Here is a 14,058-nt window from a genome sequence, read left to right as displayed (position 1 = left end):
GGGCGTGCCGCTGCACAGCGACGACCCGAAATCGGTCGGCGGCTACCGGCTGGTCGACCGGCTCGGCACCGGAGGCATGGGCGTCGTCTACCGGGCGAGGACCCGGTCGGGGCGCGACGTCGCCGTGAAGGTGGTGCACGCCCAGTACGCCGAGGACGCCGTCTTCCGCACCCGGTTCCGGCAGGAGATCGAAGCCGTGCGCAGGGTCAGCGGGGCCTTCACGGCGTCCGTCGTGGACGCCGACCCGGAGGCCGTGCGCCCCTGGATGGCCACCCAGTACGTGCCCGGCTCCTCGCTCGCCCAGCGGATCCGCGACCGCGGCCCGCTGCGCGATACCGAACTGCGCCGCCTGGCCCTCGGCCTGGTCGAGGCGCTCCGCGAGATCCACCGCGCCGGTGTCGTGCACCGCGACCTGAAACCGGCGAACGTCCTGATCGCCGGGGACGGCCCCCGCGTCATCGACTTCGGCATCTCCCGCGCCGCCGAGAACCACACCCTGACCGAGACCGGCCAGATGATCGGCACCCCGCCCTTCATGTCCCCGGAGCAGCTCACCGACGCCCGCACGGTCGGCCCCGCCTCGGACGTCTTCTCCCTCGGCAGCCTGCTGGTGTACACCCTCACCGGCAAAGGCCCCTTCGACGCCGACAGCCCCTATCTGACGGCGTACCGGGTGATCCACGACGCGCCCGTCCTCGACGAGGTGCCGCTCGCCCTGCGCGCGATCCTGGAGCAGTGCCTCGCCAAGGACGCCGCCGACCGCCCCGGCCTCGACGAGCTGGCGGAGGCGTTCGCGGCGGTCCTGCCCGAGGGCGACCCGGAGGAGCCGGCGACCGTGACACCGGCCGCGGACGTCCACGCGGTGACCCGTCCCGGCCGCCGGTTCCGGCGCCGCCCCGTGCTGGCCGCGGCCGGAACCGTCGGCGTGCTGGCCCTCGCGCTGACGGCCTATCTGCTGCTGGCGCCCGGCTTCGCGGAGAGCGGCGAGGCGAAGACCCCCGAGCGGTCCCCGACCTCCCGCTGGGTGGCGCCCCCGAGCGGCTGGAAACCCTGGCAGACGACGGTGTACGAGACCGCGGCGTCCGGGGCCCGCAAGCCGCTGGAGGCGGACAACGGCATGTCGGGCAGTGACCCCGAGTGCGTGGTCGGCGGGGACGCCGTCTACTGCGGGGGCGACGGGATCCTGCCGGTCCGGGTGGACGGCCGCTCCGGCAGAACGGTGTGGCGCGCGGACACCGCCCCGGCCGACACGGAGCGGAGGTTGTACTACTCGTCGGTCCTCGGCGTCCGGGACGGCATCGTGCTGGTGCACCAGTCGGTGAGCTCCGACGCGCCGGTCCAGAGTCCCTCCTACCTCCTCGCCCTCGACGCCGGGACGGGCGAGAGGCGGTGGACCCGTGAGGTCACCAACACCGAGCTTCCCCCTCCCCTCGTCCTCACCGGCGACCTCGTCCTCGCCTCCGAAGCCGGCGGACGCACGGCGACGGCCCGGGCGCCGCGCTCCGGTGCCGCGCGCTGGACCGTGGAGTTCCCCGCGGGCCACAACTGTGAGCAGACCACGACGGCGGACACGCGCCTGTACGCGTACTGCGTCCCGAACACCCGGGAGGCGCGGGCCCAGATCGGGCACGCCCTGCTCGTGGCGGTGGACACGACCGACGGATCGGCCCGGCGGCTGAAGGTCCCGCTCGACGCCACCCTCCTCGGGGAGTACGACGGGCGGGTGGCCCTGGCCCTGGAGCGGGCCCCCGACACCTCGGTCGACAGCGGCTTCACGTCCTTCGTGCTCGTCGACCCGGACAGCGGTGCCCGTACCACCGTCAAACTGCCCGAGCTGTACGAGGGAAGGCCGGCGATGGCCGGCGGGAAGGTGCTGTTCACCGAGTCCAGCGGCCGGGTCACCGCCGTCTCGCCGCGGACGGGCGAGCGGCTGTGGCGGGCCAGGACCAGCTTGGAGAAGCCGGGCACCCCGGTGCACGACCGGCGCACGGGCACCGTCTACCTGGTGAGTTCCAGCGGCCGGATCGCGGCCCTCGACGAGAGCAGGGGCACTCTGCTGTGGGAGACGCTGCCCCGCACGGCGCCCGCCCTCATAGGCTCGTCCCGGCAGCGGGCCATGCTCTACCGCGGCGCGCTGGTCGTGGCGGTCTCCGACGGCACCCTCTGCTCACTGGACCCGGCTCACCCCGAGCGGAAGCCCGTCTCGGGGTGAGCGCGCGGCGCGTGCGGGCCACGCCGGCGCCGGCATCCGTGCGGGCTACGGCAGGGCCAGCATCCGCTCCAGCGCCAGCTTCGCGAACGCCTCGGTCTCCTTGTCGACCTCGATCCGGTTGACGAGGGTGCCCTCCGCCAGCGACTCCAGCGTCCACACCAGGTGGGGCAGGTCGATGCGGTTCATGGTCGAGCAGAAGCAGACCGTCTTGTCGAGGAAGACGATCTCCTTGTCCTCGGACGCGAAACGGTTCGCCAGCCGCCGTACCAGGTTCAGCTCGGTGCCGATGGCCCACTTGGAACCGGCCGGGGCCGCCTCCAGAGTCTTGATGATGTACTCGGTGGAGCCGACGTAGTCCGCCGCCGCCACGACCTCGTGCTTGCACTCGGGGTGGACGAGGACGTTGACCCCGGGTATGCGGGCCCGCACGTCGTTCACGGAGTCCAGGCTGAAGCGGCCGTGCACCGAGCAGTGGCCCCGCCACAGGATCATCTTCGCGGCCCGCAGCTGCTCCACCGTGACGCCGCCGCCCGGCTTGTGCGGGTTGTAGACGACGCAGTCCTCCAGAGACATGCCCATGTCCCGCACCGCGGTGTTGCGGCCCAGGTGCTGGTCGGGCAGGAACAGCACCTTCTCGCCCTGCTCGAAGGCCCAGTCCAGGGCCCGCTTCGCGTTCGACGAGGTGCAGATGAGCCCGCCGTGCTTGCCGGTGAACGCCTTGATGTCGGCGGAGGAGTTCATGTACGACACCGGCACGACCTGCTCGGCCACCCCGGCCTCGGTCAGCACGTCCCAGCACTCGGCGACCTGCTCGGCGGTGGCCATGTCGGCCATGGAGCACCCGGCGGCGAGGTCCGGCAGGACCACCTTCTGGTCGTCGGAGGTCAGGATGTCCGCCGACTCGGCCATGAAGTGCACACCGCAGAAGACGATGTACTCGGCCTCGGGCCGCGCCGCCGCGTCCCGGGCCAGCTTGAAGGAGTCGCCCGTGACGTCCGCGAACTGGATGACCTCGTCGCGCTGGTAGTGGTGGCCGAGCACGAAGACCTTGTCGCCGAGCTTCGCCTTCGCCGCCCGGGCACGCTCCACCAGGTCGGGGTCGGAGGGAGAGGGGAGGTCGCCGGGGCAGTCGACTCCACGCTCGCTCCTCGGGTCGGCCTCGCGGCCGAGCAGCAGCAGGGCGAGGGGCGTCGGCTGTACGTCGAGCTCCGGGGTCTGGGCGGTGGTCACGACACGCACCCTTTCTGTTCTGCGGCTCGCCGGCCCGAGGGGAGCCGACGGGACATGCGGGCTAGCCTTTTCGTCGAAATGACGCTATCTATCATAACCGCTTCACGTCACGTTGACGATGCCCATAGCGTCGATGTGACATGAATCCCGGCGGCCGGACCGGACGGGCCCGCCGTGGCCGGTGCCCGACGCGCGGGCCATGTGCGAGCATGAAGAAGGACGCGGTGGAAATCCGCTCGCCCCGGACGGAATGAATCCGGGACCCCGGCGGTTGCACCCGTCGGCAAGCAGTCTCCGTACAACCCGGGAGAGATGTAGATGTCCGTATCGGACGAGACCACCACCGTCACCGACGGCATCATCCTGACCGACGCCGCCGCGGCCAAGGTCAAGGCCCTGCTCGACCAGGAAGGCCGTGACGACCTGTCGCTGCGCGTCGCCGTCCAGCCCGGCGGCTGCTCCGGCCTGCGCTACCAGCTCTTCTTCGACGAGCGTTCGCTCGACGGTGACGTCGTCAAGGACTTCGACGGTGTGAAGGTCACCACCGACCGCATGAGCGCCCCCTACCTCGGCGGCGCCACCATCGACTTCGTCGACACCATCGAGAAGCAGGGCTTCACCATCGACAACCCGAACGCGACCGGCTCCTGCGCCTGCGGCGACTCCTTCAGCTGAGCCCGCCCGCACGCCGTACGGCGCGCGCTGAGCACGACGAAGGCGGCGTCCCCCACCGACGGGGACGCCGCCTTCGTCCGTTCGCGGCTCGCGGCCGGCCCTACTGCGGCTGCATCTCCCGGATCCCGCCCTCGGGGATCTCCTCGCCGTCCGGCCCGACCACCTCGCGGTCGCCCAGTGGCCCGTCCAGTCGCACGGTGCGCTCCATCGCCTTGGCGATCATGACGCAGACCCGGCCGGGCTGGGAGGTGCCGGTCACGGTGACCGTCACCTCGCCCGACTTCTCGGTCGCGGTGGCCGTGTACTCGCTGCACACCCCGCCCCAGAAGCTGACGGTCAGCTCCCTGCCGTCGGCGGTGTAGCCCTGCACCGGGACGTTCCGTGACGCGGGGTCGGCCGGCGGCCGGTCACCGGGGACGTTCGGGTCCTCGGGCCCCTCGGTCGGCTCCCCCTCCGGCTCGGAGGGGGTCAGGTACTTCGGGTCGACAGCCGGATGCGTCACCGTGAAGCCGGCCGCGGCCTTCCGCGGCCGCACCTCGAACAGCCAGGACGGCACCAGCGCCGGCCGGCCGCCGACCTGGTGGGAGGCAAGCCCGAACACCGCGTCCTCGACCCGCACCGGCGGGGTCCGCGGCATCGACGGCGACGGCGTGACGTCCTCGCGGGCGGGGCCGACGCCCTGCCCCGAGTCGTTCAGCAGCTTCAGCGCCCGCTCCGCGTCGACCACCGGGTACGTGTCGCCCTTCACGGGCGCCTTCACATTGCCGCTGCCGCCGACCACCGTGCCGTCGGCGCCGACCTGGAGGTTGGTCGCCCAGCCGTACGTGGGCAGCCCGCCGACCTCGGGATCGGCGTTCACCACGCGGACGGTGCCGAGGAGCTGGGAGACGTCGAGCTTGGCGTCGTCCTGGCCGACGGCCTTGAGGATCGGTGTCGCCGCCTTCCGTGCCGCCGCCTCGCTCACCGGGTCGGTGTCGCCGGCCGGGGGCACGGCGGTGCAGACGTCGACCTTCTGGCAGTTGTCGGTGCCCGGTGTGAACCGGCTGAACGTCCACGCGCCCGGCGCCTGCCTGCCGACGTGCAGGGTGGGGCCCGATCCGTCGCGCGTGGTGCCGACCCGCCAGCTCTCGCCCTCGGCCCTCGGCCCACCCTCGACGCCCAGCGCCTTGGCGAGCCGCGCCACCTCGGCGGCCGTGACCTGCCCCTCGGCCCGGTACACGGGGGCCGAGTCCGGGCCGTCGGGCAGCTTGCCGTCGGCCCGGTACGTCACCCCGTTGGGGTCGGGTTCACCAGGGGCGATGCCGTTCGAACCGCCGCCGCCGTATCCGTCGAGCGCCAGCGGCGGAGGAGTACCGTCGGACCCGGCCGAGCGCCCGGAGCCATCGCCGGACCCGCCGGACGTGGTCGCCGCGAGGAACGCCCCACCACCGCCGACGAGCAGCACCGCAGCGGCCACGGAGGCCACGACCACGCGGGACCGCCGCCGCGCCGCCCGCGGTGCGTCCTCGACGTCGGGGGCCTCGGCCTGCCCGACATCGCCCCGCCCGACCTCGGCGACCTCGGACTCGTCGGCCGTTCGGGCCTCCCGCGCCTCGTCGCCCTCGTCCGGACCGCCCCGGTCGTCACCGCCGTCGTCCACGACCTTCGCGGGTCCGGGCCGCTCGTCGCCGTCCTCGTCCGCGGGACCGGCCGAACGGGCGCGCGCCTCGTCGTCACCGGGACCCGTGGCGGGGGCCTCCTCGGCCTGTGCCGGGTCGGTCTTCTCGACCCCCTCGGCCCGGTCCCCGGCAGCCCTGATCTCCTCGGTCGTGTCGGGCCGGGTGCCCTCGTCCGGGTTCTCGGGGTGGTCGGGTCGCTCGGCGTTCACCGCATCGCTCCTTCGGCTGGTCGTACACCGCCTCCCCTATACGGGGGACAGCGATGGGACGCGGCGGAGGAGCCGACGGTTCCCTGTCCGCCGAGCGGACGCGCGGCGGACCCCTCAGTCGCCGTAGTCCGACATCGCGTCCACCAGCCGCGCCGAGGCCGCGGGAACCGACACCCCGTGGATGAGCGAAGGGGGCACCGGAGCCGTAATGACCTTCGCGGGGGCCGCCCAGTGCGGAGCCATCCGGGCGCAGTCGCCGCGCAGCGCCGCGAGGCCGCCGTCCGGGTCGAACGGGACGGTGCCGTGGATCTTCGGGTTCGTCATATCGGCACCGTACGCACCGGGAACCCCACGAAGAAAGACCTACTATCGGGTAGTTCTGCCTGCTTCTGACGGCCCCGGCGACCCGGTAGCGTGAACTGTCAATCCCCTCTCCCTTCGCAGGAGTGTGTCCTCGCCGTGCGTATCGCAGTCTCCGGCTCCATCGCCACCGACCATCTGATGACCTTCCCGGGCCGCTTCGCCGACCAGTTCGTCGCGGACCAGCTGCACACGGTCTCCCTCTCCTTCCTCGTCGACCAGCTCGACGTCCGCCGGGGCGGTGTCGGCGCGAACATCGCGTTCGGCATGGGACAGCTCGGCACCCGCCCGATCCTGGTCGGCGCGGCCGGCTCCGACTTCGACGAGTACCGCGCCTGGCTCGACCGGCACGGCGTCGACACGGCCTCCGTGCGTATCTCCGAGACGCTGCACACCGCCCGCTTCGTCTGCACCACCGACGCCGACCACAACCAGATCGGCTCCTTCTACACCGGTGCCATGAGCGAGGCCCGCCTCATCGAGCTGAAGACCGTCGCCGACCGCGTCGACGGCCTCGACCTGGTCCTCATCGGCGCCGACGACCCGGAGGCGATGCTCCGCCACACCGAGGAGTGCCGCTCGCGCGGCATCCCCTTCGCCGCCGACTTCTCCCAGCAGATCGCCCGCATGGAGGGCGAGGAGATCCGGATACTGCTGGACGGCGCGACCTACCTCTTCTCCAACGAGTACGAGAAGGGCCTCATCGAGTCCAAGACCGGCTGGTCGGACGCGGAGATCCTCGACCGCGTCGGCCACCGGGTGACCACCCTCGGCGCGCGGGGCGTCCGCATCGAGCGCGTCGGCCACGACCCGATCGAGGTCGGCTGCCCGGACGAGGAGCGCAAGGCCGACCCCACCGGCGTCGGCGACGCCTTCCGTGCCGGCTTCCTCTCCGGGCTCGCCTGGGGCGTCTCCCTGGAGCGCGCGGCCCAGGTCGGCTGCATGCTCGCCACGCTGGTCATCGAGACCGTGGGCACCCAGGAGTACCAGCTGCGCCGCGGCCACTTCATGGAGCGGTTCACCAAGGCGTACGGCGACGAGGCCGCCGCCGAGGTCAAGGCCCACCTCGCCTGACGGCCCGGCCAACCCCCTGACGGCTCACGCCACCCTGCGCACCACGTAGGCCGAGCCCCGCTCCGCCGCTTCCTCTCCGACATACTCCTGGCCCCGCATCTCGCACCACGCCGGGATGTCCAGACGGGCCGCCTCGTCGTCGGAGAGGACGCGGACGGTGCCGCCGACGGGGACGTCCGTGATCACCTTCGCCAGCTCGATGACGGGGACGGGGCACCGCTTGCCGAGGGCGTCCACGACGAGGGCGTCCTCGCGCACCACGGCGGCCGGGGTGGGCGCGCCCAGCTTCTCCCGCACCGCCTCGACCGCCCCCGGCAGCACCGCAAGGAACCGCTCGACGTCCTCCTCCGCGGTGCCCGGCGGCAGCGACACCCGTACGTTGCCCTCGCTCAGGACCCCCATGGCGCGCAGCACATGGCTCGGCGTCAGCGTGCTGCTCGTGCAGGAGGACCCGGACGACACGGAGAATCCCTCGCGGTCCAGCTCGTGCAGCAATGTCTCCCCGTCGACATAGAGACAGGAGAAGGTGACGACACCGGGCAGCCTCCGCTCCGGATGCCCGACCACCTCCACGTCCGGCACCAGCGCCGGCACCCGCGTCCGGATCCGCTCCGTCAACTCCCGCAGCCGTACGGACTCCGCCTCGGCCTCCGCCCGCACCGCCCGCAGCGAGGCGGCCGCCGCCACGATCGCCGGGATGTTCTCGAACCCGGCGGCCCGGCCCGACTCCCGCTCGTCCGCGGGCCCTTGGGCCGCGAACCGCACCCCCTTGCGCACGACGAGCAGCCCCACCCCGGACGGGCCGCCCCACTTGTGGGCGCTCCCGGTCAGGACCGACCAGTCCCCGTCGACACGGCCCCACCCCAGCGACTGTGCGGCGTCCACCAGCAGCGGCACCCCCGCCTCCCGGCACACCGCCGCCACCTCGGCCACCGGCTGCTCCGTCCCCACCTCGTGGTTGGCGGACTGCAGACAGGCCAGCGCGGTGTCGGGGCGCAGGGACTCGGCGAACGTGGACGCGGACACCGCCCCCGACCGATCCACCACCACCCGGGTGACCGTCCCGCCCGCGGTCTCGTGGACCTCCGCCGCGTGCAGCACCGAAGAGTGTTCGACGGACGACACGATCAGGTGTCGTCCCACGCGCCTACGCCCCGCCAGCACCCCCGCGACCCCGGAGTGCACCGCGCGCGTCCCGGACGAGGTGAAGACCAGCTCGTCCGCCCGGCACCCCACGGCCTCGGCGGCCGCCTCACGGGCGGCGTCCAGCAGCATCCGCGCCCGCCGCCCCTCCCGGTACAGCCGGGCGGGATCGGCCCACCCCTCGTCCAGGGAGGCCAACAGCGCCTGCCGGGCCACGGGATGGAGGGGAGCGGAGGAAGCAGAGTCGAAGTACGCCACAGGTCAACGCTAAAGCCTCGGGGCGAGTGAAATGGGGGCGCGGGGAACTGCGCGAACAACCACAATTCTCGTGCACCCGCCAAAACCTCCGAACTGCCGAGCTATTAGGCGCACCCGACACCCCCAGGTAGCCGCTCCAAGTGACCCCCGGCGAGTTGGGCCCCCCTCCCCGCGCGACCCCAAATCGCGTCCAGTAGGGTTTGGTCCGCATAAACATCCAAACCCCTGCCCGCCGCAGGGCGGCGACCGACCAGCGAGAAGGCCGCAGCCTGACCTGCGCGGGCGAGACTCTCGGGAAGGCGCTACGTGAGTCCCAACGGCTCCGACCGCTCGCCGCGGCGCCCGATGCGGCGGAAGCTGCTGCAGGCACTGACTGCGGGCCTGGTCCTGGCGACCGCCACCGGTTGCACATACAAGGACTTCCCTCGCCTTGGTATGCCCACCCCGACCACGGAAGAGGCTCCGCGGATCCTCTCCCTGTGGCAGGGTTCCTGGGCGGCCGCGCTCGCCACGGGCGTACTGGTCTGGGGCCTGATCCTGTGGAGTGCTTTCTTCCACCGGCGCAGCCGCACCAAGGTCGAGGTTCCCCCACAGACCCGGTACAACATGCCCATCGAGGCGCTGTACACGGTCGTTCCGCTGATCATCGTCTCGGTGCTGTTCTACTTCACCGCCCGCGACGAGTCGAAGCTCCTCGACACGTCCAAGAAGCCCGACGTCACGGTCAACGTGGTCGGCTTCCAGTGGAGCTGGTGCTTCAACTACATCGAGAACGTCGACGGCTCCACCGGCGACGCGGCCAAGGACGCCAACCTCGCCGCGATCCCGGAGCGGTACAAGAAGGACTTCCCGGCCAACGCCGGCGGCGTCTACACCTGCGGTATCCCCGGTGACAAGAACCCGCAGACCGGCAACCCCGGCCCGACCCTCTGGCTCCCCAAGGGCAAGACGGTCCGCTTCGTCCTCACCTCGCGTGACGTCATCCACTCCTTCTGGGTGGTGCCGTTCCTGATGAAGCAGGACGTCATCCCGGGCCACACCAACGCCTTCCAGGTGACCCCCAACCAGGAGGGCACCTTCCTGGGCAAGTGCGCCGAGCTGTGCGGTGTGGACCACTCGCGGATGCTCTTCAACGTCAAGGTCGTCTCCCCCGAGCGCTACGAGCAGCACCTCAAGGAGCTCGCGGAGCAGGGCCAGACCGGTTACGTCCCGGCCGGTATTGAGCAGACGAAGCACGAGAAGAACCGGGAGACGAACGTACTGTGAGCATCCTCAACGAACCTCAGGGTGCCGCGGCGGCGGGGTCCCACTACGAGGACGAGCTGCCCGTCCGGCGCCAGCGCCGCGGTGAGGTCGTCGTCAAGTGGCTGACGACCACCGACCACAAGACGATCGGCACGCTCTACCTGGTCACGTCGTTCGCGTTCTTCTGCATCGGCGGCGTCATGGCGCTCCTCATGCGCGCCGAGCTGGCCCGTCCGGGCACGCAGATCATGTCGAACGAGCAGTTCAACCAGGCGTTCACGATGCACGGCACGATCATGCTGCTGATGTTCGCGACGCCGCTGTTCGCCGGATTCGCCAACTGGATCATGCCGCTGCAGATCGGCGCGCCCGACGTGGCGTTCCCGCGGCTGAACATGTTCGCGTACTGGCTGTACCTCTTCGGCTCGCTGATCGCGGTGGCCGGCTTCCTCACCCCGCAGGGTGCGGCCGACTTCGGCTGGTTCGCCTACTCCCCGCTGTCGGACGCGGTCCGCAGTCCGGGTGTCGGCGCCGACATGTGGATCATGGGTCTGGCCTTCTCCGGCTTCGGCACGATCCTCGGCTCGGTCAACTTCATCACCACGATCATCTGCATGCGCGCACCGGGCATGACCATGTTCCGCATGCCGATCTTCACCTGGAACGTGCTGCTGACCGGTGTCCTGGTCCTGCTCGCCTTCCCGGTCCTCGCGGCCGCGCTGTTCGCCCTGGAGGCGGACCGCAAGTTCGGGGCCCACGTCTTCGACGCGGCCAACGGCGGCGCACTGCTCTGGCAGCACCTCTTCTGGTTCTTCGGCCACCCAGAGGTGTACATCATCGCCCTGCCGTTCTTCGGCATCATCTCCGAGGTCATCCCGGTCTTCTCCCGCAAGCCGATGTTCGGCTACATGGGCCTGATCGGCGCGACCATCGCGATCGCCGGCCTCTCCGTCACGGTGTGGGCGCACCACATGTACGTCACCGGTGGCGTGCTCCTCCCGTTCTTCTCCTTCATGACGTTCCTCATCGCCGTACCGACCGGCGTGAAGTTCTTCAACTGGATCGGAACGATGTGGAAGGGCTCGCTGTCCTTCGAGACCCCGATGCTCTGGGCGACCGGCTTCCTGATCACCTTCACCTTCGGTGGTCTGACCGGTGTCATCCTGGCCTCGCCCCCGATGGACTTCCACGTCTCCGACTCGTACTTCGTCGTGGCGCACTTCCACTACGTGGTGTTCGGCACCGTCGTCTTCGCGATGTTCTCCGGCTTCCACTTCTGGTGGCCGAAGTGGACGGGCAAGATGCTCGACGAGCGCCTCGGCAAGATCACGTTCTGGACGCTGTTCATCGGCTTCCACGGCACGTTCCTCGTCCAGCACTGGCTGGGCGCCGAGGGCATGCCGCGTCGTTACGCCGACTACCTGGCGGCCGACGGCTTCACCGCCCTGAACACGATCTCGACGATCAGCTCCTTCGTGCTCGGCCTGTCGATCCTGCCGTTCCTCTACAACGTGTGGAAGACCGCCAAGTACGGCAAGCCCGTCGGCGTCGACGACCCGTGGGGCTACGGCCGTTCCCTGGAGTGGGCGACCTCCTGCCCGCCGCCGCGGCACAACTTCCTCACCCTGCCGCGGATCCGCAGCGAATCCCCGGCGTTCGACCTGCACCACCCGGAGATCGCCGCGCTCGAGCAGCTCGCGCACGGCGCTCCCCGCGCCAACGAGCTCGCGGGCAGCGGCAGCGGCAAGGAGGCCGGCAAGTGAAGATCCAGGGCAAGATGTTCATCTGGCTGAGCGTCTTCGTCCTCGCCATGGCGATCGTCTATGGCGTGTGGTCGAAGGAGCCGGCCGGTACCACGGCGCTCTTCCTGGCCTTCGGCCTGTGCATCATGGTCGGCTACTACCTGGCCTTCACGGCCCGGCGGGTCGACGTGGGCGCGCAGGACGACAAGGAGGCCGACGTCGCGGACGACGCGGGCGAGCTGGGCTTCTTCAGCCCGCACAGCTGGCAGCCGCTCTCCCTCGGCATCGGTGGCGCGCTCGCCTTCCTGGGCGTCGTCTTCGGCTGGTGGCTGCTGTACTTCTCCCTGCCGGTCATCCTGGTCGGCCTGTGGGGCTGGGTCTTCGAGTACTACCGCGGAGAGAACCAGAACCAGTAACACGCGCTGAGCGGCGGAAGCCCGGACACTCCCACAGGAGGTCCGGGCTTCCCTCGTTTGCCGCATCGCGTGTCCCTCACTCGGCCCACTCGGCGCGCCGCGCCCGACGGCCGTTCCTACGTTGAAGCCATGAGCACTACACCGCGAAACCGCACGGTCGTCAGCTGCACCCTGCTGGTCGTCTCGCTGGGAGCGGGCGTCACCGCCTGCGGTTCCGGCGGGCACCCGCTCTCGGGCAAGCCGTACGACGCGGCCGACCAGGTCTCCTTCAACACCCCCTCCGGCGACGGCGAGAAGGCCGACCCGGACAAGCCCCTGGAAGTCACCGCCGAGGACGACGCACGCCTCACCGACGTCACCGCCGTGGACGCCGCAGGACGCTATGTGGCGGGCGAACTCTCCGCCGACGGCAGCCGCTGGCACTCCACCTCACCGCTCGCCGCCAACGCCCGCTACACGGTCCGGGTGAGCACCGAGGACGACGACGGAGCCCCCGGCCGCGAGGAGCGGTCCTTCGACACCGGTCGGCCGCTCGCGAAGAAGCGCCTGACCGTCACCTTCGGCCCCAAGGGCGGCAAGTACGGAGTCGGCCAGCCCGTCACCGCCGAACTCAGCAGGGCCGTCAAGGACAAGGCGGCCAGGGCAGTCGTCGAACGCGCGCTCAAGGTGGAGTCCATGCCCGCCGCGGAGGGCGCCTGGCACTGGGTGGACGACAAGAAGCTCCACTACCGCCCCAAGGAGTACTGGCCCGCGGGCGCCACCATCAAGGTCCGCAGCAACCTGGAGGGCATAAAGATCGGTGACCGTCTCTGGGGCGGCAAGGCCGAGCCCCTGACGCTCACCACCGGCGACAAGATCGTCGCTGTCACGGACGCCGCCGCGCACCGGATGACCGTCTACAAGAACGACAAGGTCATCAAGGAGATACCGGTCACCACGGGGATGCCCGGCTACGACACCCGCAACGGCGTCAAGGTCGTCCTGGCCAAGGAAGGCACCGTACGTATGACCAGTGCCAGCATAGGTGCCTCGGACTTCTACGACCTGGTCGTCCACAACTCCGTCAGGGTCACCAACAGCGGCGAGTACGTCCACGCCGCCCCCTGGTCCACCGGCTCCCAGGGCTACGCCAACGTCAGCCACGGCTGCACCGGCATGAGCAGCGACAACGCCGAGTGGTTCTACGACACGATCAACGAGGGCGACATAGTCAAGGTCGTCAACTCCGCCGGCGACATGATGGCCCCCTTCGGCAACGGCTTCGGCGACTGGAACCTCGACTGGCAGAAGTGGCGCGAGGGCAGCGCCCTCACGGCCGGCACCAAGCAGGCCCCCCGCTCCGAGATCCAGGCCCGCCTGCGCCCCGAATCGGCGTGAGGGAAGGGCCGCGCCCCCTCAGGGGCGCGGGCGAGTACGGCCTAGGCGCTCAGCGCCCGCTTCCGGCGCAGCAGGGACGCCAGCGCCGACGCGAACTCCACCGGGTCCACCGGCAGCGTCACCGCACCGTCCGCGCGGCTCCACGTCGCCAGCCACGCGTCCTGCGGCCGGCCGATCAGCAGCAGCACCGGCGGGCACTCGAAGACCTCGTCCTTGATCTGGCGGCACAGGCCCATGCCCCCCATGGGCACGGCCTCACCGTCGAGGACGCAGACATCGATACCGCCCTTGTCCAGCTCCTTCACTACGGCCGCGGGGGTCGCGCACTCGAGGAACTCCACGAACGGAACGTCCGGGGCGGGGCGCCGGCCGGTCGCCAGCCGTACTTGTTCACGGGTGTTGGAGTCGTCGCTGTACACCAGCACCGTGGCGGTCGGGCGCATTGTTCCTCCGTTACGC

12 protein-coding genes are annotated in these 14,058 nt (G+C 70.8%); 7 read left to right on the top strand and 5 right to left on the bottom strand.

All coding sequences use genetic code 11. The features are described 5' to 3' along the window. Window positions 1-4: 4 nt before the first annotated feature. Window positions 5-2,212, top strand: a complete 2,208-nt coding sequence (locus tag M8J73_RS33220; RefSeq protein ID WP_055538086.1) for a serine/threonine-protein kinase — start codon at window positions 5-7, stop codon at window positions 2,210-2,212. Window positions 2,213-2,257: 45 nt separating this feature from the next. Here M8J73_RS33220 and nadA read toward each other — a convergent pair whose 3' ends face one another. Then, window positions 2,258-3,442, bottom strand: coding sequence for a quinolinate synthase NadA (gene nadA / locus M8J73_RS33215; RefSeq protein WP_055538085.1), 1,185 nt, complete (start codon window positions 3,440-3,442; stop codon window positions 2,258-2,260). A gap of 318 nt (window positions 3,443-3,760) precedes the next feature. Between nadA and M8J73_RS33210 the strand changes: the two genes are divergently transcribed. Further along, the gene (locus M8J73_RS33210; RefSeq protein WP_055512670.1) at window positions 3,761-4,117 is read left to right on the top strand and encodes a HesB/IscA family protein; all 357 of its coding nucleotides are present in this window, start codon (window positions 3,761-3,763) and stop codon (window positions 4,115-4,117) included. Window positions 4,118-4,217: 100 nt separating this feature from the next. Here the strand turns inward: M8J73_RS33210 and M8J73_RS33205 are convergent, their stop codons facing one another. Both M8J73_RS33205 and M8J73_RS33200 read right to left on the bottom strand, forming a co-directional pair. Continuing rightward, entirely contained in the window at window positions 4,218-5,984 is a 1,767-nt protein-coding gene (locus M8J73_RS33205; protein WP_055538084.1) for a hypothetical protein, read from the bottom strand. Window positions 5,985-6,098: 114 nt separating this feature from the next. Beyond that, a complete protein-coding gene (locus M8J73_RS33200; protein WP_055538083.1) occupies window positions 6,099-6,308 on the bottom strand; it encodes a hypothetical protein in 210 nt (69 codons plus the stop codon). 135 nt (window positions 6,309-6,443) lie between these two features. On the opposite strand from M8J73_RS33200, the gene M8J73_RS33195 reads away from it, so the two are divergent. After that, window positions 6,444-7,418 carry a carbohydrate kinase family protein gene (locus tag M8J73_RS33195; protein ID WP_055538082.1) on the top strand — a complete coding sequence of 325 codons (975 nt, stop codon included), beginning with the start codon at window positions 6,444-6,446 and terminating at the stop codon, window positions 7,416-7,418. Window positions 7,419-7,442: 24 nt separating this feature from the next. Here the strand turns inward: M8J73_RS33195 and M8J73_RS33190 are convergent, their stop codons facing one another. Beyond that, window positions 7,443-8,819, bottom strand: coding sequence for a cysteine desulfurase/sulfurtransferase TusA family protein (locus M8J73_RS33190; RefSeq protein WP_055538081.1), 1,377 nt, complete (start codon window positions 8,817-8,819; stop codon window positions 7,443-7,445). Between the two features lie 306 nt (window positions 8,820-9,125). Between M8J73_RS33190 and ctaC the strand changes: the two genes are divergently transcribed. From ctaC to M8J73_RS33170, 4 genes are all read left to right on the top strand, one after another. Next, entirely contained in the window at window positions 9,126-10,085 is a 960-nt protein-coding gene (ctaC, locus tag M8J73_RS33185) for an aa3-type cytochrome oxidase subunit II (RefSeq protein WP_055539540.1), read from the top strand. Further along, the gene (ctaD, locus tag M8J73_RS33180) at window positions 10,082-11,827 is read left to right on the top strand and encodes an aa3-type cytochrome oxidase subunit I (protein ID WP_055512660.1); all 1,746 of its coding nucleotides are present in this window, start codon (window positions 10,082-10,084) and stop codon (window positions 11,825-11,827) included. Before ctaC ends, ctaD begins: the two co-directional genes overlap by 4 nt. Next, window positions 11,824-12,222 carry a cytochrome c oxidase subunit 4 gene (locus M8J73_RS33175; RefSeq protein WP_055539539.1) on the top strand — a complete coding sequence of 133 codons (399 nt, stop codon included), beginning with the start codon at window positions 11,824-11,826 and terminating at the stop codon, window positions 12,220-12,222. Before ctaD ends, M8J73_RS33175 begins: the two co-directional genes overlap by 4 nt. A 129-nt stretch (window positions 12,223-12,351) precedes the next feature. Next, window positions 12,352-13,599, top strand: a complete 1,248-nt coding sequence (locus M8J73_RS33170) for a L,D-transpeptidase (RefSeq protein ID WP_055539538.1) — start codon at window positions 12,352-12,354, stop codon at window positions 13,597-13,599. A gap of 41 nt (window positions 13,600-13,640) precedes the next feature. Here M8J73_RS33170 and M8J73_RS33165 read toward each other — a convergent pair whose 3' ends face one another. Beyond that, window positions 13,641-14,042 (bottom strand): response regulator, encoded by a 402-nt coding sequence (locus M8J73_RS33165; protein ID WP_055539537.1) that lies wholly within the window; start codon window positions 14,040-14,042, stop codon window positions 13,641-13,643. Window positions 14,043-14,058 lie beyond the last annotated feature (16 nt).

This window comes from Streptomyces neyagawaensis (assembly GCF_023516595.1).
GTDB classification, from domain to species: domain Bacteria; phylum Actinomycetota; class Actinomycetes; order Streptomycetales; family Streptomycetaceae; genus Streptomyces; species Streptomyces neyagawaensis.
The sequence above is the reverse complement of the archived record's forward strand: the minus strand, read 5'-3'. Positions and strand labels throughout refer to the sequence as shown.